The sequence below is a fragment of the Streptomyces sp. 3-6 genome (assembly GCF_056323165.1).
Genome location: NZ_JBWHZP010000018.1, coordinates 26,123 through 43,436 on the forward strand (window position 1 = coordinate 26,123; position 17,314 = coordinate 43,436).

Genomic DNA, 17,314 nt, shown 5'->3' on the forward strand with positions numbered 1-17,314 from the left:
GGGCTGACTGGTGCCCCACGACGGGGTCGGCGGGGCAAGGTAAGAATCCGCCTAGAACATTGCCAATCCGTGGCAGACCGTTGGGGCTCCGTTGGGCCTGTCGTGAGGGTGCGAATCGCCCCAATATCAGGCATCTCGTCCCGACTCCCGGTTCTGACATGCGTGTTCACCCATCTGTGTGACACCGAGCACGCCCGTCGGGTAAAGACTGCATCAAATAGTTTGTGATACCGTTCACGAGTCCCCGGACAGAGCCGCCGGGCCGCAGTGCGACGGCCCGCTCGGTGCGAGGAAAATCCATCCCGTCCGGGGGACTACGCTCGTCCGTGACGACACCCCCTTGCCCCCTGAAAGCGGAGTTGCCGCCATGCCGTCAAACGACGTCCGGATCCTGATCCAGGCTGCCGTGCCCACCGCTGCCGTCGGTGCGGTCGCAGTCGCGATCGGTGCCGCCGTCCAAGGCGGCCAGGGTGCCATCGGCGGCGTCGTCGGCACCCTGCTCGTGCTCCTCCTCATGGGGGTGGGGCTCTACGTCATGCAGTGGACCGCCAAGTCGCTGCCCCATCTGTTCCAGGCCATGGGACTGATGATGTACCTGGCGCAGATCCTGCTGATGTTCATCTTCATCGCGCTCTTCAAGAACACGACGCTGTTCCACCCCAAGGTCTTCGCCCTCACCCTGCTGGTGTGCACCCTCACGTGGGTCGCCGCGCAGGCCCGGGCCCACATGAAGGCCAAGTTCCTCTACGTGGAACCGGATTCGACGGTGAGTGAGCAGAAGAAGGAAGCGCAGGGGCGTCCGTCGTGAGGCGTAGGGCCGCGATAAAGGCGCCTGCGGGACCCTGCTATCGTCCGGTGCCAACTGCGGCATCGCGGGCGCGGGCATCCGAGATGACGCCTGCCGCGACGCGAGGCGTGATGCCCCCCGGCCGCCCCCACATCCGTTACACCAGTCCCGTGCCGATCCGCGGCCTCGTGCCGCGCAGACACCACGAGGTTGCCCAATCCATGCGTCACGCCGAAGGAGCCCGCGGTGAGTGCTGACCCGACGCAGGTGCTCGCCTTCGAGACCGACTGCCACATCTTCGACGGCTGTGGCTTCCCGTCTCCCGGGCTGCACTCGTTCGTCTTCGAGCCCCTCTGGGGCGACGGCGACAGCAACCTGTACTTCAACAAGGTGATGTTGCTGGCGCTGATCGGCTCGCTCGTCGTGATCGTCTTCTTCTGGGCGGCCTTCCGCCGGCCCAGGGTCGTTCCCGGCAAGCTGCAGATGGTGGCCGAGGCGGGGTACGACTTCGTCCGCCGGGGCGTCGTCTACGAGACCATGGGCAAGCGCGAGGGCGAGAAGTACGTCCCGTTCATCGTCGCCCTGTTCTTCTTCGTGTGGATGATGAACCTCTGGTCGATCATCCCGCTCGCCCAGTTCCCGGTGACCTCGATCATCGCCTACCCGGCGGCGCTCGCCCTGGTCGTCTACGGGGTCTGGGTCTCCCTGACCTTCAAGAAGCACGGCTTCGTCGGCGCCCTGAAGAACTTCACCGGTTACGACAAGTCGCTCGGCGCCGCCCTCCCGGTCGTCATGCTGATCGAGGCCTTCTCGAACCTGCTCGTGCGTCCCTTCACGCACGCCGTGCGACTCTTCGCGAACATGTTCGCGGGCCACATTCTGATCGTGCTGTTCACCATCGCCAGCTGGTACCTGCTGAACGGCATCGGGATCGCCTACGCCGGCGTCTCGTTCGTGATGGTGCTCGTGATGACCGCTTTCGAGCTCTTCATCCAGGCCCTGCAGGCCTACGTCTTCGTCCTGCTGGCCTGCACCTACATCCAGGGCGCGCTCGCCGAGCAGCACTGAGCCGCCCCGCTCCACACCCCCAGTCGTCCGGTGGCGCACCCCCACCGGCCCGTGAAGAAAAGGAAGAACTGGCATGTCCCAGACCCTCGCTGCCGTCCACGGCTCGATCGCTTCCGTCGGTTACGGCATCGCCGCCTTCGGTCCCGGCATCGGCGTCGGCATCATCTTCGGTAAGGGCACCGAAGCCATCGCCCGCCAGCCCGAGGCCGCCGGCCTGATCCGCGCCAACCAGATCCTCGGCTTCGCCTTCTGTGAGGCGCTCGCCCTGATCGGCCTGGTCATGCCGTTCGTCTACGGCACGTGATCATCTGATTCACGACCGCCCCTCTAGACGAAAGGCACTTTGATATGAACGCACTGCTTCATATCGCGGCCGAGGAGCCTCAGAACCCCCTCGTCCCGCCGATTCCCGAGCTCGTCATCGGCCTGCTCGCCTTCGTCATCGTCTTCGGCTTCCTCGCCAAGAAGCTCCTCCCGAACATCAACAAGGTTCTGGAGGAGCGCCGCGAGGCGATCGAGGGCGGGATCGAGAAGGCCGAGGCCGCTCAGACCGAGGCCCAGAGCGTGCTGGAGCAGTACAAGGCCCAGCTCGCCGAGGCCCGGCACGAGGCCGCGCGCCTGCGCCAGGAGGCACAGGAGCAGGGCGCCACGCTCATCGCCGAGATGCGCGCGGAGGGCCAGCGGCAGCGTGAGGAGATCATCGCCGCCGGTCACACCCAGGTCGAGGCCGACCGCAAGGCCGCGTCCGCGGCCCTGCGCCAGGACATCGGCCGGCTCGCCACCGAACTGGCGGGCAAGCTCGTCGGTGAGTCCCTCGAGGACCACGCCCGGCAGAGCCGTGTGATCGACCGCTTCCTCGACCAGCTCGAGGAGAAGGCCGAGGCAGCACGATGAACGGAGCGAGCCGCGAGGCACTGGCCGCCGCACGTGAGCGGCTCGACGCGCTGACGGACTCCACGTCCGTGGACGCGGCGCAGCTCGCCGACGAACTGGCCGCCGTCACCGCGCTGCTCGACCGCGAGGTCAGCTTGCGCCGGGTCCTCACCGACCCGGCGCAGGCCGGCGACGCCAAGGCCGACCTGGTGGGTCGCGTCCTCGGCGGTCAGATCGGCGGCCCGGCCGCCGACCTGGTGGCCGGCACGGTGCGCTCCCGCTGGTCGCAGTCGCGTGACCTGGTGGACGCGCTGGAGGAGCTGGCCAACACGGCCGACTTCACCGCCGCCCAGCAGGCGGGCGTGCTCGACGACGTCGAGGACGAGCTGTTCCGCTTCGGGCGGATCGTCTCCTCCGACACGCAGCTGCGGGCCGCGCTGACCAACCGCGCCGCGAGCGCCTCGGCCAAGGGCAAGCTGATCCGCAGCCTGCTCCACGGCCGGGCCGGGGCCACGACCGAGCGTCTGGTGACGCGCCTTGTCACCGCCCCGCGCGGACGTAGCCTGGAAGCGGGACTCGAGTCCCTGACCAAGCTCGCCGCGGAGCGCCGCAACCGCGCGGTCGCCGTCGTCACCTCGGCGGTCCCGCTGAGCGACACCCAGAAGCGGCGTCTCGGCGCCGCGCTGGCGAAGCTCTACGGCCGTGAGATGCACCTCAACCTCGACGTGGACCCCGAGGTCCTGGGCGGGATCCGGGTGCGGGTCGGCGACGAGATCATCAACGGCTCGCTCGCGGACCGGCTGGAGGACGCCGCCCGGCGCATGGCGAGCTAGCAGCAAACTCCATAAGCATGACTACGGCCCGGGTTGGGCCGTGCAGAGGATTCACCTCTCATTGGGGGGAGTCCCGACTCGTGGAATACCCCCAAGTGAAACTTCGGGCCCAACAAGGAGAGCAGGGAACTCAGATGGCGGAGCTCACGATCCGGCCGGAGGAGATCCGGGACGCGCTGGAGAATTTCGTCCAGTCGTACAAGCCGGACGCGGCCTCGCGCGAGGAGGTCGGTACGGTCACCCTTGCCGGCGACGGCATCGCAAAGGTCGAGGGTCTTCCGTCGGCCATGGCCAACGAACTGCTGAAGTTCGAGGACGGCACCCTCGGCCTCGCCCTCAACCTCGAGGAGCGCGAGATCGGTGCCATCGTCCTCGGTGAGTTCAGCGGTATCGAGGAGGGGCAGCCGGTCACCCGTACCGGCGAGGTCCTGTCCGTCGCCGTGGGCGAGGGCTACCTGGGCCGTGTGGTCGACCCGCTCGGCAACCCGATCGACGGCCTCGGCGAGATCGAGACCGAGGGCCGCCGCGCCCTCGAACTGCAGGCCCCCACGGTCATGCAGCGCAAGTCGGTGCACGAGCCGATGGAGACCGGCTACAAGGCCGTCGACGCCATGACCCCGATCGGCCGCGGTCAGCGTCAGCTGATCATCGGCGACCGCGGCACGGGCAAGACCGCCCTCGCCGTGGACACGATCATCAACCAGCGCGACAACTGGCGCTCCGGCGACGTGAACAAGCAGGTCCGCTGCATCTACGTCGCCATCGGCCAGAAGGGCTCGACCATCGCGTCGGTCCGCCGCGCGCTGGAGGAGAACGGCGCGCTGGAGTACACGACCATCGTCGCCGCCCCGGCGTCCGACCCGGCCGGCTTCAAGTACCTGGCGCCGTACACCGGCTCGGCCATCGGCCAGCAGTGGATGTACGAGGGCAAGCACGTCCTGATCATCTTCGACGATCTGTCGAAGCAGGCCGACGCCTACCGTGCCGTGTCCCTGCTGCTCCGCCGCCCGCCGGGGCGCGAGGCCTACCCGGGCGACGTCTTCTACCTGCACTCCCGTCTGCTGGAGCGCTGCGCGAAGCTGTCCGACGACATGGGCGCCGGTTCGATGACGGGTCTGCCGATCGTCGAGACCAAGGCCAACGACGTGTCGGCGTTCATTCCGACCAACGTCATCTCCATCACCGACGGCCAGTGCTTCCTGGAGTCGGACCTGTTCAACGCCGGTCAGCGCCCCGCGCTGAACGTCGGTATCTCCGTCTCCCGAGTCGGTGGTTCCGCCCAGCACAAGGCGATGAAGCAGGTCTCCGGCCGTCTGCGCGTGGACCTGGCCCAGTTCCGTGAGCTGGAGGCGTTCGCCGCCTTCGGTTCGGACCTGGACGCCGCGTCGAAGGCGCAGCTGGAGCGCGGTCAGCGCATGGTCGAGCTGCTGAAGCAGGACCAGTACCAGCCGATGGCCACCGAGGACCAGGTCGTCTCCGTCTGGGCCGGCACCACCGGCAAGATGGACGAGGTGCCGGTCGCCGACATCCGCCGCTTCGAGAAGGAGCTGCTGGAGTACCTGCACCGCAAGGAGCAGGGCCTCATGACCTCCATCCGCGAGGGCGGCAAGATGTCCGACGACACCCTGCAGGCCGTGGCCGACGCGATCGCGGACTTCAAGAAGCAGTTCGAGACGAGCGACGGCAAGCTGCTCGGCGAGGACGCCCCGGCCGCTGCCGCCAAGTGACGTAAGGAAGGGACCTGACTCATGGGAGCTCAGCTCCGGGTCTACAAGCGTCGCATCCGATCCGTCACCGCGACCAAGAAGATCACCAAGGCGATGGAGATGATCGCCGCCTCGCGAGTCGTCAAGGCGCAGCGCAAGGTGCGGGCCTCCTCGCCGTACGAGCGGGAGCTGACCCGCGCGGTCACGGCGGTGGGCACCGGTTCCGACGCCAAGCACCCGCTGACCACCGAGGCGGAGAACCCGACCCGCGCCGCGGTCCTGCTCCTCACGAGCGACCGCGGCCTGGCCGGCGCCTTCAACGCCAACGCCATCAAGGCCGCGGAGCAGCTGACCGAGCGCCTGGAGCGCGAGGGCAAGCAGGTCGACACGTACATCGTCGGCCGTCGTGGTCTCGCGCACTACAACTTCCGTGAGCGCAAGGTCACGGAGTCGTTCAGCGGCTTCACCGACGACCCCTCGTACGCGGACGCCAAGAAGGTCGCGGCCCCGCTGATCGAGGCCATCCGGAAGGACGCGGCGGACGGCGGTGTGGACGAGCTCCACCTCGTCTACACCGAGTTCGTGTCGATGATGACGCAGACGGCGGTCGGTGCCCGGCTGCTTCCGCTGCGTCTCGAAGAGGTCGCGCAGGAGTCGGCGACGAAGGACGAGATCCTTCCGCTGTACGACTTCGAGCCCTCGGCGGAGGATGTCCTCGACGCCCTGCTGCCGCGCTACGTGGAGAGCCGTGTCTACAACGCGCTGCTCCAGTCGGCCGCTTCGAAGCACGCCGCCACGCGGCGCGCGATGAAGTCGGCCACCGACAACGCGGGCGAGCTGATCCACACGCTCTCCCGGCTTGCCAACGCGGCCCGCCAGGCCGAAATCACCCAGGAAATCAGCGAGATCGTCGGTGGCGCCAGTGCACTGGCCGACGCGACCGCGGGGAGTGACAAGTAATGACCACCACTGTTGAGACCGCGACGGCTACGGGCCGCGTCGCCCGGGTCATCGGCCCGGTCGTCGACGTGGAGTTCCCCGTCGACTCGATGCCGGACATCTACAACGCCCTCCACGTCGAGGTCGCCGACCCGGCCAACGCGGGCGAGCTGAAGACGCTGACCCTGGAGGTCGCCCAGCACCTGGGTGACGGCCTGGTCCGCACCATCTCCATGCAGCCCACCGACGGCCTGGTCCGCCAGGCCCCGGTGACGGACACCGGCTCCGCCATCTCCGTCCCGGTCGGCGACTTCACCAAGGGCAAGGTGTTCAACACCCTCGGTGAGGTGCTGAACGTCGACGAGCAGTACACCGGCGAGCGCTGGCCGATCCACCGCAAGGCGCCCAGCTTCGACGAGCTCGAGTCGAAGACCGAGATGTTCGAGACCGGCGTCAAGGTCATCGACCTTCTCACCCCGTACGTCAAGGGTGGAAAGATCGGTCTGTTCGGCGGTGCCGGCGTCGGCAAGACGGTGCTCATCCAGGAGATGATCTACCGCGTCGCCAACAACCACGACGGTGTGTCGGTGTTCGCCGGTGTCGGTGAGCGCACCCGTGAGGGCAACGACCTCATCGACGAGATGAGCGAGTCGGGCGTCATCGACAAGACCGCGCTGGTCTTCGGCCAGATGGACGAGCCGCCGGGGACGCGTCTGCGCGTCGCGCTGGCCGGCCTGACCATGGCCGAGTACTTCCGCGACGTCCAGAAGCAGGACGTGCTGTTCTTCATCGACAACATCTTCCGCTTCACCCAGGCGGGTTCCGAGGTGTCGACCCTGCTCGGCCGCATGCCCTCCGCGGTGGGCTACCAGCCGAACCTGGCCGACGAGATGGGTCTCCTCCAGGAGCGCATCACCTCGACCCGTGGTCACTCGATCACCTCGATGCAGGCGATCTACGTCCCCGCGGACGACCTGACCGACCCGGCCCCGGCCACCACGTTCGCCCACCTCGACGCGACGACGGTGCTCTCCCGTCCGATCTCGGAGAAGGGCATCTACCCGGCCGTGGACCCGCTGGACTCGACGTCCCGGATCCTGGACCCGCGCTACATCGCGCAGGACCACTACGACGCGGCCATGCGCGTGAAGAACATCCTGCAGAAGTACAAGGACCTGCAGGACATCATCGCGATCCTCGGTATCGACGAGCTCGGCGAGGAGGACAAGCTCGTCGTCCACCGTGCCCGTCGCGTGGAGCGCTTCCTGTCCCAGAACACCCACGTCGCCAAGCAGTTCACCGGCGTGGACGGTTCGGACGTGCCGCTGGACGAGTCGATCGCCGCGTTCAACGCGATCTGCGACGGCGAGTACGACCACTTCCCGGAGCAGGCGTTCTTCATGTGCGGTGGCATCGAGGACCTGAAGAAGAACGCGAAGGAGCTGGGCGTCTCCTGACCCCCGCGCCGTGGGTGGGCCCCCGGGCCCACCCCTGAGGGGGCGGGTCCGTCCCGCCCCCTCCTTCACGCCCCTTAGACTTGTAACCGACACCCGGCACGACCGCCGGGTGGTGACCCGAGGAGCCACCTTGGCAGCTGAGCTGCACGTCGCGCTGGTCGCGGCCGACCGAGAGGTCTGGTCCGGGACGGCCACTCTGGTCGTCGCGCGCACCACGTCCGGCGACATCGGCGTCATGGCCGGTCACCAGCCGCTGCTCGGTGTGCTGGAATCGGGCCCCGTGACCATCCGCACCGGCGAGGGGGAGACGGTCGTCGCCGCCGTGCACGGCGGTTTCATCTCCTTCGCGGACAACAAGCTGTCGCTGCTGGCGGAGTTCGCCGAGCTGGCGGGCGAGATCGACGTCCAGAGCGCGGAGCAGGAACTGGCCCGCGCGAAGGCGGAGGACGACGCCGCGGCCGAGCGCCGCGCGAACGTCCGCCTGCGGACGGCGTCGGCGGCCCGCTGAATCCAGCGCTGTGCGATGACGTGACTCAGCCGCGGCCGGCACCGGAGCGATCCGGAGCCGGTCGCGGCTGAGGCAGATCTGGATGATTTTTCCGTTCCGTTACCTAGGAGACGAGGAGGTCGGTGTCGATGGTCCTCGCTCTGACTGTGTGCGGAATCGTGGTGGTGCTCGTGGTGGCGGGCCTGTTCGTGTTCGGACTGCGCCGCCGCCTCATCCAGCGCTCCGGCGGGACGTTCGACTGCAGCCTGCGCTGGGACGCCCCCGAGGCCGGTGACTCCGGCGGCAAGGGCTGGGCCTACGGCGTGGCCCGCTACAACGGCGACCGGGTCGAGTGGTTCCGCGTCTTCTCCTACGCGCCCCGCCCGCGCCGCGTCCTGGAGCGCTCCGCCATCGAGGTGGCGGGCCGCCGCGTCCCGGAGGGCGAGGAGGAGCTGGCACTGCTGTCGGACGCGGTGATCCTGGCCTGTCGGCACCGCGGCACCCTCCTGGAGCTCGCGATGAGCGAGGACGCCCTGACCGGCTTCCTCGCCTGGCTGGAAGCGGCCCCGCCGGGCCAGAGGGTGAACGTCGCGTAGAGCGGCGTTCGGGGGCCCTCCGGGTGGGGGTGCCCCGGCGGCGGAGGCGTGGGGGAGGGTGAACGTTGCGTCGAGCGGCGTTCGGGGTCCCCGGCCCCTCTGTGCCTTTCCCGCTGGCACCTCGTCGATCCCCCCGGCACTTCCGCGCCTCTGTCTCCCGCCCTTCCTCCGTCTCTCCGGAGGGGCCGGCTGCGCCGTGCCTTCGGCGCCACCGGATGCTCCGCCCGTCCGGCGGACCGGAACGGCCAGTGCGAACACGACCCGGAAGCCCTGGCCCGCCTCGGCCTCCGCCCCCACCGCCACGCACCGGCTGAGCCGACGCAGCCTGCCCGGTGGCCTGCCCCCGGCACCGGGCAGCCCAGGCGGCCCCACCGGCAGGCGGGGCAGGTCGCCGTGGCGCCGTGACTCCCGCGCCCCCGTCACCGGACCTCCCACGCCCCCGCCAGCCGGCATCCCGCCGGCCCCCGCACGAGTACCGCCCCCGGACGCGGTCGTCCGGGGGCGGTTTTCGTGCCCGTGGCCGGTGAGGGCCGGGGCGCAGCGGGTGCTGGTTACTTCAGGCCGCTGTCGATGGCGCTCACGAGTTCACCGTTCGCGGTGTCACCGCTGAACTCCCAGAAGAACGCGCCGCCCAGGCCCTGGTTCTTGGCCCAGTTCATCTTGCCCTTGATGGTGGCGGGGGTGTCGTAGGACCACCAGTTGTCGCCGCAGTGGGCGTAGGCGGTGCCGGCGAAGGTGCCGGTGACGGGGCAGGCGTTCTTGAGGACCTTGTAGTCCTCGATGCCCGCCTCGTACGTGCCGGGCGCCGCGCCCGTCGCGGTGCCGCCGGGGGCGGACTGGGTGACGCCGGTCCAGCCGCGGCCGTAGAAGCCGATGCCGAGCAGCAGCTTCTTCGCCGGGACGCCCTTCGCCTTCAGCTTGGCGATCGCGGCGGCCGAGTTGAAGCCCTCCTTCGGGATGCCGTTGAACGTGGTCAGCGGCGAGTGGGGGTTGGTCGGGCCGGTCTTGTCCCAGGCGCCGAAGTAGTCGTACGTCATCACGTTGTACCAGTCGAGGTACTGCGCGGCGCCGCCGTAGTCGGCGGCGTCGATCTTGCCGCCGTCCGAGCCGTCCGCGGTGATGGCGGCGGTGACGAGGTAGTCGTCGCCGAACTCGGCGCGCAGGGCCTGGGAGAGGTTCTTGAAGGCCGCCGGGCCGCTGCTGTCACAGGTCAGACCGCAGGCGTTGGGGTACTCCCAGTCGATGTCGATGCCGTCGAAGACATCGGCCCAGCGCGGGTCCTCCACGACCTGCTTGCAGGACTTGGCGAACGCGGCCGGGTTCTGCGCGGCCTGGCCGAAGCCGCCGGAGTAGGTCCAGCCGCCGAAGGAGTACAGCACCTTGATGTGCGGGTACTTGGCCTTCAGCTGGCGCAGCTGGTTGAAGTTGCCGCGCAGCGGCTGGTCCCAGGTGTCGGCCTCGCCGCTGACGGACTGGTCGGCGGTGTAGGCCTTGTCGGTGGCGGCGTAGGCGTCGTCCAGCTTGCACTGGCCGTTCACCACGTTGCCGAAGGCGTAGTTGATGTGGGTGATCTTGGCGGCCGAGCCGGACGTCACGAGGTCCTTGACGTGGTAGTTGCGGCCGTAGATGCCCCACTCGGTGAAGTAGCCGAGGTTGATCTTGTCGCCGGGGGGCGGCGGTTCCTCGGTGTTGCCGGTGGTGCGGACCTTCACGGCGCCGCTGACCGGGCCGGTCTGGTCGGCGGTGTCGCGGGCCTGCACGGTGTAGGAGTAGTCGGTGCCCTTGCTGAGCCCGGTGTCCGTGTAGGTGGTGCCGGTGACCGTGGCGACCTTGGCGCCGTCCCGCAGCACGTCGTAGTTCTTGATGCCCTTGTCGTCGGTCGCCGCCGACCAGGACAGCTTCACCGAGGTGTCGGTGACATTGGAGGCGGTGGGGGTGCCGGGCGCGGAGGGTGCCTCGTCGCCCGGGACGCTGCCGCCGCCGTCGCAGCTGCCGCCGTTGAGCTTGCAGCCGGTGGGGGAGCCGGTGCCGCTGCCGTTGAAGCCGAAGGAGACGGACGCCCCGGGGGCGAGGGTGCCGTTCCAGCCGAGGTTCTTGGCGGTCCAGTGGTCACCGGAGTTGGTGACGGTGGCGTCCCAGGCCGAGGTCACCTTGGTGCCGGCGGGGAAGTCCCACTCGATGGTCCAGGCGTTGATGGCCGTGGTGCCGGTGTTCTTCACCGTCCACTTGCCCTCGAAGCCGGAGCCCCAGTCCTGGGTCTTGGCGTAGGTGGCGGTGGCGGAGGTGGCGGCCTGGGCGGGGGGTGCGAGGGCGACCATGCCCGACAGGGGGAGCAGCAGGGTCGCGAATCCTGCCGCGGCTCTGTGTCTGAAGCGCATGCTGCGCCTCCTTGTGAGGTTGTGGAGGGGACGTGACTGAGCCATCACGCCCACGGTGCCGCGAGAATAGAAAGGTCTGGACCACGGGTCAATAGGTCTGGACCACCAGAACTGTTGTCCGTCGGTTCTCCGACCGTTCGGCGGCCCGTCGAAACGCCGGTGGATCAGCTGTTCGTGCGCCGCTTCCGCGTCAGATTCCCAACTCCTGCGCGAGCACCGCCGCTTGCACCCTGCTGCGCAGGCCCAGCTTGCCCAGCAGGCGGCTGACGTGCGTCTTCACCGTCGCCTCCGCCATGTCCAGGCGGGCCGCGACGTCCGCGTTGGACATCCCCTCCCCCAGGCAGGAGAGCACCTCCCGCTCGCGCCGGGTGAGCGTCCGCAGCACCTCCGCGTCCGCCTCCGGGGCGCGCCGGGCGGGCTTCGCCGCGAACTCGGCGATCAGCCGCCGGGTGACGGCCGGGGCGACGATGCCCTCGCCGCGCGCCACCGTGCGCACCGCGGAGAGCAGGTCCTTGGCGTCGGTGTTCTTCAGCAGGAAGCCGGCCGCTCCCGCGCGCAGCGCACCGAACACGTACTCGTCGAGGTCGAAGGTGGTCAGCACCAGCACGTCGGCCAGTTGCTCACCGACCACCTCACGGGTCGCCGACACCCCGTCCAGGCGGGGCATCTGGACGTCCATCAGCACCAGGTCCGGGCGCAGTTCGCGGGCGAGCGCCACCGCCTGCTCCCCGTCCGCCGCCTCGCCGACCACCTCGATGTCGGGCGCGCTGCGCAGGATGAGGACCAGTCCGGCGCGGACGGCGGACTGGTCCTCGGCGACCAGGACACGGATCATCAGGCATCTCCCGGGGCGGAATCGGTGTCGGTGACGGGCAGGGTGGCGCGGACGGTCCACACCGTGCCGGCCGGGCCGTGAGCGCCGCCCGCGCGGTCGGTGCCGTCCGGGCCCTCGTCGGGGTCCCGCGGGCCCTCCTCGGGGCCGGCTTCGAAGGTGCCGCCGAGCAGCTCGGTCCGTTCCCGCATGCCCACCAGGCCGGCCCCGGAGCCCGGGACGCGCGGGGCACTCCCGCCGCCGTGGGGGCTGGTGACCCGGACGTCGAGGGTGCCGTCCGCGCAGCGCAGCCGGACCGTCACCCGGCCCGGCCCGGCGTGCTTGAGCGCGTTGGTCAGCGACTCCTGGACGATCCGGTACGCGGCGAGCTCGACCGGGGCGGGCACGGAGCAGGGTTCGCTGTCGAGGACGGCGTCCAGTCCGTTGGCGCGGGCGCCCTCCACCAGTGCGGCGAGGCCGTCCAGGGTCGGGACGGCCGCGGGTTCGCGCTCGTCGCCGCGGTCCCGCAGGATGCCGATCAGCCGCCGCATCTCGGACAGCCCCTGCACGCTGTTCTCCCGGATCACGGTCAGCGCCTCGTGGGAGGTGCGCGGTTCGTCCAGGGAGAGCGCGGCGGTGGAGTGGATGGCGATCGCCGACAGGTGGTTGGCGACCACGTCGTGCAGTTCCCGCGCCATGCGGGCGCGTTCCTGGTTGACGGCCTGGGTGCGGTCCATCTCGGCGAGCAGGGCCGTCTGTTCGGCGCGCAGCCGGGCGGCCTCGGCGGCGTCCCGGTGGTTGCGCACGATCAGGCCGGTCGACGCGGGTCCGAAGGACACGGCGGCGACCACCAGCCCGATCAGCAGCGCCTCCGGCACCCGCCACACGGCGTAGGGGATCACGATCGCGGCGACCGTGAGCACGCCGGTGATCTTCGGCAGGCGGCGGGCGGTCGCGGGCGGGCCGTAGACCACCGCCGCGTACGCGAGGTCGGTGTACATCACGATCGTGGCGATGCTGCCCTGGGTGACGGTGTCCGCGGCCAGCGCCGCCGTGCCGATCAGCAGGGCGGTCCGCGGGGCGGTGCGGCGCAGCAGTTCGCAGCCGGAGATCACCACGAGCGGCACGAGCAGCGCCCACCGGCCGGCGAAGAGCACCATCGGCTCCTGCGCCTCGCGCAGGCCCAGCCCGAAGCCCCACAGCACCAGGCCGCCGGCGAGGCCCGCGAGCGCGATCGACGCGTCGAAGCGGGGAGGTCGGGACAGTCGTGCGGCCATGGCCTCCATCCAACACGGTGGGGGCGCCCGGTGCCCGGTCCGCGGGAAGGGTCCTGGACTGCATCTTTCGATGTACCGCGAGTTCGTCGTCGGCGACGACGTGGGCGGCCGTCCCGTCCGGGAGCCTGGAAGGGTGACGGAGAGGAGCGAGACGTGATCGTCGCCCTGATCGCGGCCTGCGAGATCGGCTTCTGGGTGCTGCTGGCGGCCGGGCTCGCCTGCCGGTACCTGCTCAGGATGCCGCGCACCGGCCTGGCGCTGCTGCTGTGCGAGCCGCTGCTGGAGGTCGTGCTGCTGGTCGTCACCGCCCTCGACCTGAGGAACGGCGCGGAACCGAACTGGACGCACGGCCTGGCCGCGCTCTACATCGGCTACACGGTCGGCCACGGCCACCGGACGGTGAAGTGGCTCGACGGCCACGCCGCCCACCGCTTGGGCGGCGCGCCCCGGCCGCCCGGCCCGCCCCGCCACGGCCTGGCCCGCGCCCGGCACGAGACGAAGGTGTGGCTGGGCACGGTGGCCGGCGCCGCCGTGGCGACCGTGCTGCTCCTGCTCGCCATGTGGTACGTGGGCGACCCGGACCGCACCACGTCCCTGGCGGCCTGGCTGTCCACCGCCTGGCGGGTGGCCGGCATCCACGGCCTGGTGGCCCTGGCGTACTGGGTGTGGCCGAAGAAGGCCCCGGAGGGACAGCGCGACGGGCGCGACCCCGCCGGTGCGGACGACGACCGGGAGCGGGTGGAGCGGTGAGCCGGGCGACGGGCAACCTGGCGACGGGCACCGGCACCTTCCTCGGCGGCCTGGCCCTGTGGCGGTTCACCGGGGGTGTGGACCTGCCGGTGATCAGCCCGACCGCGGTGGGCGTGGTGCTGATGTGCCTGGGCTGCGCCGAGGTCCTGCTGGGCCTGTTCCGGTCGGCGCGCCGGTAGGGCTCAGCGCTCCCCGCCCGGCACCCACAGCACGTCGCCGGTCTCCTTGTTGGCGATGCGGGCCAGGATGAACAGCAGGTCGGAGAGGCGGTTGAGGTAGGTGGCGGTGAGCGGGTTCATGGTCTCCCCGTGCGCCTCCAGGGCGGCCCAGGTGGAGCGTTCGGCGCGCCGGACCACCGTGCAGGCCTGGTGCAGCAGCGCGGCGCCCGCGGTGCCGCCGGGCAGGATGAACGAGCGCAGCTTCTCCAGCTGGTCGTTGAAGCGGTCGCAGTCCGCCTCCAGCCGGTCGACGTAGAACTGCTCGACCCGCAGCGGCGGGTATGCGGGGTCTTCCACGACCGGCGTCGACAGGTCGGCGCCGACGTCGAACAGGTCGTTCTGGACGCGCGTGAGGACCGTGGCGACCTCCTCCGGCAGACCGCCGAGCGCGAGCGCGGTGCCGATCACCGCGTTGGCCTCGTTGGCGTCGGCGTAGGCGGAGATCCGCAGGTCGGTCTTGGGAACCCGGCTCATGTCCCCCAGGTTGGTGGTGCCCTGGTCGCCGGTCCGGGTGTAGATGCGCGTCAGATTGACCATGGGCCCAGCCTAGTTCGGGTGCCGCTCCCGGGGGCCGGTGTGTGCGGGGGGTCACCCGGCGCCCGGAGGGCGCTCCGGCCGCGCCGCGGGGGCGCGGCCGGAACGGTCGGGCGTGCGGTGGGGCGCACGCCCGGTACCGGTCAGATGCCGCAGGTGGGCGCCGACCAGTAGGCGGACGGGTCGAAGGCGACGTGGGTGTGGTCGTTGTGGCCGGGGTAGCCCGGGCCGAGGATCTCGGAGAAGCCGTGGACCCGCGCCTGGCGGGCCAGGGTGCACAGGCTGGGCGAGCCGACGAGGTCGGCCGCGTCGCCGTACAGGTGGCGGCTGTTGGAGGCGCCGCCGACGGCGCTGTTGCAGGCGTAGGAGCGGAAGCCGCTGGAGATGGTGATCGGCACGTCACCGAGCTGGCGGCGCATCGCCTCCAGCTTCCACATGGTCTTCAGCGCGTTGGCCTTGGCAGTGGCGGCCGGGACGGCGCCGCCGGACCAGGTGGAGTTGCACTTGTTGAGTTCGGCGTAGCTGAAGTGGGCGGGGGTGCAGTCGGCGTCCTGGAGCGCGTAGATCTTGCTGAAGGTGGCGGGTCCGGCGACGCCGTCGGCGGCCAGGCCGTAGGCGGCCTGGAACTTCTTCACGGCCGCCGCGGTGCGGGCGCCGTACTGGCCGTCGTAGGAGAGCCGTTCGCCGGAGGTGACCCAGCCGGCGACGCGGATCTGCAGCTGGGTCACGTCGCTGCCGGAGGAGCCCTGGGACAGGGTGCGGTTCCAGGTGTAGCACTCGTCGGCGTGCGCGGTGCCCGCGGTGGCGCCCACCCCGAGGACCGTACCCGCCATGAGCATGACAATCGTGAGAAGGGTGCGTGTCGCGCGTCTGAACATTCCGGCCTCCCGACCGTCTCGCAGGGGAGAAGCAGGCGCCGCCGCCGGACGGCCGCCGCCGACCAGCGTGCTGCAGAGTGCTACGCGCGTCAACAACGCCACGGTGGAAAGCGCGTGCTGACGGCCCGTCGGAGGGGCGGCGGACGCCGCCCCCGGCGCCCTCCCCGCGGCCCGCGCACCCCGGGTCCGGCGGACGTGACCGGTGTCTCACCCCGTGAGACGTGACACGCATTACTAACCCCCTCCCAGGCCCCCTCACGACCGCTAGTGTCCGCCAGTGACGTACAGGAACAGTGTGTGAGCGTTCGAAGGGGAGTCGCACAGTGGCAGGCAAGCTCGCCGTCATCGGGGCCGGTCTCATGGGGTCCGGCATCGCCCAGGTCTCCGCACAGGCGGGCTGGGACGTCGTCCTGCGCGACGTCACCGACGAAGCGCTCACCCGGGGCACCGACGGGATCAAGGCGTCCTACGACAAGTTCGTGAGCAAGGGCCGGATGGAGGCGGCCGACGCCGAGGCCGCCCTGGCGCGCATCACGTCGACCACCGACCTGGACGCCTGCGCGGACGCGGACGTCGTCGTCGAGGCCGTCTTCGAGAAGCTGGACGTCAAGCACGACATCTTCCGCGCGCTCGACAAGATCGTGCGGGAGGACGCCGTCCTCGCCTCCAACACCTCCGCCATCCCGATCACCAAGATCGCGGCGGTCACCGAGCGCCCGGAGCGCGTCGTCGGCACCCACTTCTTCTCGCCGGTGCCCATGATGCAGCTGTGCGAGCTGGTCCGCGGCTACAAGACCAGCGACGAAACCCTCGCCCGGGCCCGGGAGTTCGCCGAGTCGGTCGGCAAGACCTGCATCGTCGTCAACCGTGACGTGGCCGGCTTCGTGACCACCCGGCTCATCTGCGCCCTGGTCGTCGAGGCCGCGAAGCTGCACGAGTCGGGGGTGGCGAGCGCCGAGGACATCGACCTCGCCTGCAAGCTGGGCTTCGGCCACGCCATGGGACCGCTGGCCACCGCCGACCTCACCGGTGTCGACATCCTGCTGCACGCCACCGACAACATCTACACCGAGTCCCAGGACGAGAAGTTCGCCGCTCCCGAGCTGATGCGCCGGATGGTTGACGCCGGTGACATCGGCCGCAAGAGCGGGCAGGGCTTCTACGAGCACTGATCCCGCCCCCTCACCCCGGCGACTTCACTCGCCGGGGTGAATTCGGTATCGGTTCGCTTACAGGTAGCAACCTCTGCGCCCTCCACGCAGTCAGAGGGTGCAATACCTCAATCAAAAAGACGCGGAGCACGAAACGCACGCACGGGGAGCGCATATGCACATCAGGGGCGACCACGTCGAGCTGGTCGTCGGGGGCCGCCTCGACGTCCGCAGCGCGGCGGACGCCCGTACGGTCCTGCACTCGGCCGTCGACGACGGAGTCGGCGACCTGGTCCTGGACCTGTCCGAACTGGACTCCTGGGACGCCACCGGACTCGGCGTGATCATGGGGGCCCACCGGCGGGCCGGCCGCTGCGGCCGCCGCCTGGTGCTGCGCGGCGTCCCGCCGCAGATGCAGCGCCTGCTGGTGGCCACCCGGCTGCACCGCATCCTGGCGATCGAGGGGGGCATCGCGGTGGACGCGTTCCCGCGCGTGTGAGGCGGCGCGGGCGCCCGCCGGGTGACCGGCAGGACCTCCACCCCGGACCGCCGGCGGTCGCGCCCCGCGGCC

The 17,314-nt window shown here is 70.3% G+C and carries 19 protein-coding genes; 14 read left to right on the top strand and 5 right to left on the bottom strand.

What is annotated here, in order from left to right:
* Positions 1 to 367 precede the first annotated feature (367 nt).
* The 10 genes from AC02VZ_RS21585 (at position 368) to AC02VZ_RS21630 (ending at position 8,746) form a co-directional block, all read left to right on the top strand.
* Positions 368 to 808, top strand: coding sequence for a Cg1360 family ATP-synthase-associated protein (locus AC02VZ_RS21585; protein ID WP_432054246.1), 441 nt, complete (start codon positions 368 to 370; stop codon positions 806 to 808).
* Positions 809 to 1,033: 225 nt separating this feature from the next.
* Entirely contained in the window at positions 1,034 to 1,855 is an 822-nt protein-coding gene (gene atpB, locus AC02VZ_RS21590; protein WP_432054247.1) for a F0F1 ATP synthase subunit A, read from the top strand.
* Between the two features lie 73 nt (positions 1,856 to 1,928).
* The gene (atpE, locus tag AC02VZ_RS21595) at positions 1,929 to 2,159 is read left to right on the top strand and encodes an ATP synthase F0 subunit C (protein ID WP_360596328.1); all 231 of its coding nucleotides are present in this window, start codon (positions 1,929 to 1,931) and stop codon (positions 2,157 to 2,159) included.
* 44 nt (positions 2,160 to 2,203) lie between these two features.
* On the top strand, positions 2,204 to 2,749 hold the full coding sequence (locus AC02VZ_RS21600) for a F0F1 ATP synthase subunit B (RefSeq protein ID WP_362091809.1): 546 nt from the start codon (positions 2,204 to 2,206) through the stop codon (positions 2,747 to 2,749).
* Complete coding sequence (locus AC02VZ_RS21605; protein ID WP_432054248.1) at positions 2,746 to 3,561, top strand: F0F1 ATP synthase subunit delta; 816 nt, start codon at positions 2,746 to 2,748, stop codon at positions 3,559 to 3,561. The genes AC02VZ_RS21600 and AC02VZ_RS21605 overlap by 4 nt, the downstream gene beginning before the upstream one ends.
* Positions 3,562 to 3,695: 134 nt before the next feature.
* On the top strand, positions 3,696 to 5,288 hold the full coding sequence (gene atpA, locus AC02VZ_RS21610) for a F0F1 ATP synthase subunit alpha (RefSeq protein ID WP_432054249.1): 1,593 nt from the start codon (positions 3,696 to 3,698) through the stop codon (positions 5,286 to 5,288).
* A gap of 21 nt (positions 5,289 to 5,309) precedes the next feature.
* Entirely contained in the window at positions 5,310 to 6,227 is a 918-nt protein-coding gene (locus AC02VZ_RS21615) for a F0F1 ATP synthase subunit gamma (RefSeq protein ID WP_476476162.1), read from the top strand.
* The gene (gene atpD, locus AC02VZ_RS21620) at positions 6,227 to 7,663 is read left to right on the top strand and encodes a F0F1 ATP synthase subunit beta (RefSeq protein WP_432054251.1); all 1,437 of its coding nucleotides are present in this window, start codon (positions 6,227 to 6,229) and stop codon (positions 7,661 to 7,663) included. Before AC02VZ_RS21615 ends, atpD begins: the two co-directional genes overlap by 1 nt.
* 130 nt (positions 7,664 to 7,793) lie before the next feature.
* Complete coding sequence (locus AC02VZ_RS21625) at positions 7,794 to 8,171, top strand: F0F1 ATP synthase subunit epsilon (RefSeq protein ID WP_432054252.1); 378 nt, start codon at positions 7,794 to 7,796, stop codon at positions 8,169 to 8,171.
* 128 nt (positions 8,172 to 8,299) lie between these two features.
* Positions 8,300 to 8,746, top strand: coding sequence for a DUF2550 domain-containing protein (locus tag AC02VZ_RS21630; protein WP_362091826.1), 447 nt, complete (start codon positions 8,300 to 8,302; stop codon positions 8,744 to 8,746).
* Positions 8,747 to 9,297: 551 nt separating this feature from the next.
* Here the strand turns inward: AC02VZ_RS21630 and AC02VZ_RS21635 are convergent.
* From AC02VZ_RS21635 to AC02VZ_RS21645, 3 genes are all read right to left on the bottom strand, one after another.
* Positions 9,298 to 11,124: a glycosyl hydrolase family 18 protein gene (locus tag AC02VZ_RS21635; protein ID WP_476476163.1), complete on the bottom strand. Its 1,827-nt coding sequence runs from the start codon at positions 11,122 to 11,124 to the stop codon at positions 9,298 to 9,300.
* Between the two features lie 190 nt (positions 11,125 to 11,314).
* On the bottom strand, positions 11,315 to 11,959 hold the full coding sequence (locus AC02VZ_RS21640; RefSeq protein WP_476476164.1) for a response regulator: 645 nt from the start codon (positions 11,957 to 11,959) through the stop codon (positions 11,315 to 11,317).
* Complete coding sequence (locus tag AC02VZ_RS21645) at positions 11,959 to 13,212, bottom strand: sensor histidine kinase (protein ID WP_476476165.1); 1,254 nt, start codon at positions 13,210 to 13,212, stop codon at positions 11,959 to 11,961. The genes AC02VZ_RS21640 and AC02VZ_RS21645 overlap by 1 nt, the downstream gene beginning before the upstream one ends.
* 153 nt (positions 13,213 to 13,365) lie before the next feature.
* On the opposite strand from AC02VZ_RS21645, the gene AC02VZ_RS21650 reads away from it, so the two are divergent.
* Both AC02VZ_RS21650 and AC02VZ_RS21655 read left to right on the top strand, forming a co-directional pair.
* Positions 13,366 to 13,962, top strand: a complete 597-nt coding sequence (locus AC02VZ_RS21650) for a hypothetical protein (protein WP_432054256.1) — start codon at positions 13,366 to 13,368, stop codon at positions 13,960 to 13,962.
* Complete coding sequence (locus tag AC02VZ_RS21655) at positions 13,959 to 14,141, top strand: DUF5708 family protein (protein ID WP_432054257.1); 183 nt, start codon at positions 13,959 to 13,961, stop codon at positions 14,139 to 14,141. The genes AC02VZ_RS21650 and AC02VZ_RS21655 overlap by 4 nt, the downstream gene beginning before the upstream one ends.
* A 3-nt stretch (positions 14,142 to 14,144) precedes the next feature.
* Here AC02VZ_RS21655 and AC02VZ_RS21660 read toward each other — a convergent pair whose 3' ends face one another.
* Together AC02VZ_RS21660 and AC02VZ_RS21665 are read right to left on the bottom strand one after the other, a co-directional pair.
* The gene (locus AC02VZ_RS21660; protein ID WP_432054258.1) at positions 14,145 to 14,717 is read right to left on the bottom strand and encodes a cob(I)yrinic acid a,c-diamide adenosyltransferase; all 573 of its coding nucleotides are present in this window, start codon (positions 14,715 to 14,717) and stop codon (positions 14,145 to 14,147) included.
* A gap of 140 nt (positions 14,718 to 14,857) precedes the next feature.
* Complete coding sequence (locus AC02VZ_RS21665; RefSeq protein WP_362091847.1) at positions 14,858 to 15,592, bottom strand: D-Ala-D-Ala carboxypeptidase family metallohydrolase; 735 nt, start codon at positions 15,590 to 15,592, stop codon at positions 14,858 to 14,860.
* Positions 15,593 to 15,915: 323 nt separating this feature from the next.
* Between AC02VZ_RS21665 and AC02VZ_RS21670 the strand changes: the two genes are divergently transcribed.
* A complete protein-coding gene (locus AC02VZ_RS21670) occupies positions 15,916 to 16,764 on the top strand; it encodes a 3-hydroxyacyl-CoA dehydrogenase family protein (protein ID WP_476476166.1) in 849 nt (282 codons plus the stop codon).
* A 154-nt stretch (positions 16,765 to 16,918) separates the two neighbouring features.
* A complete protein-coding gene (locus tag AC02VZ_RS21675) occupies positions 16,919 to 17,242 on the top strand; it encodes an STAS domain-containing protein (protein WP_432054261.1) in 324 nt (107 codons plus the stop codon).
* Positions 17,243 to 17,314: the final 72 nt, after the last annotated feature.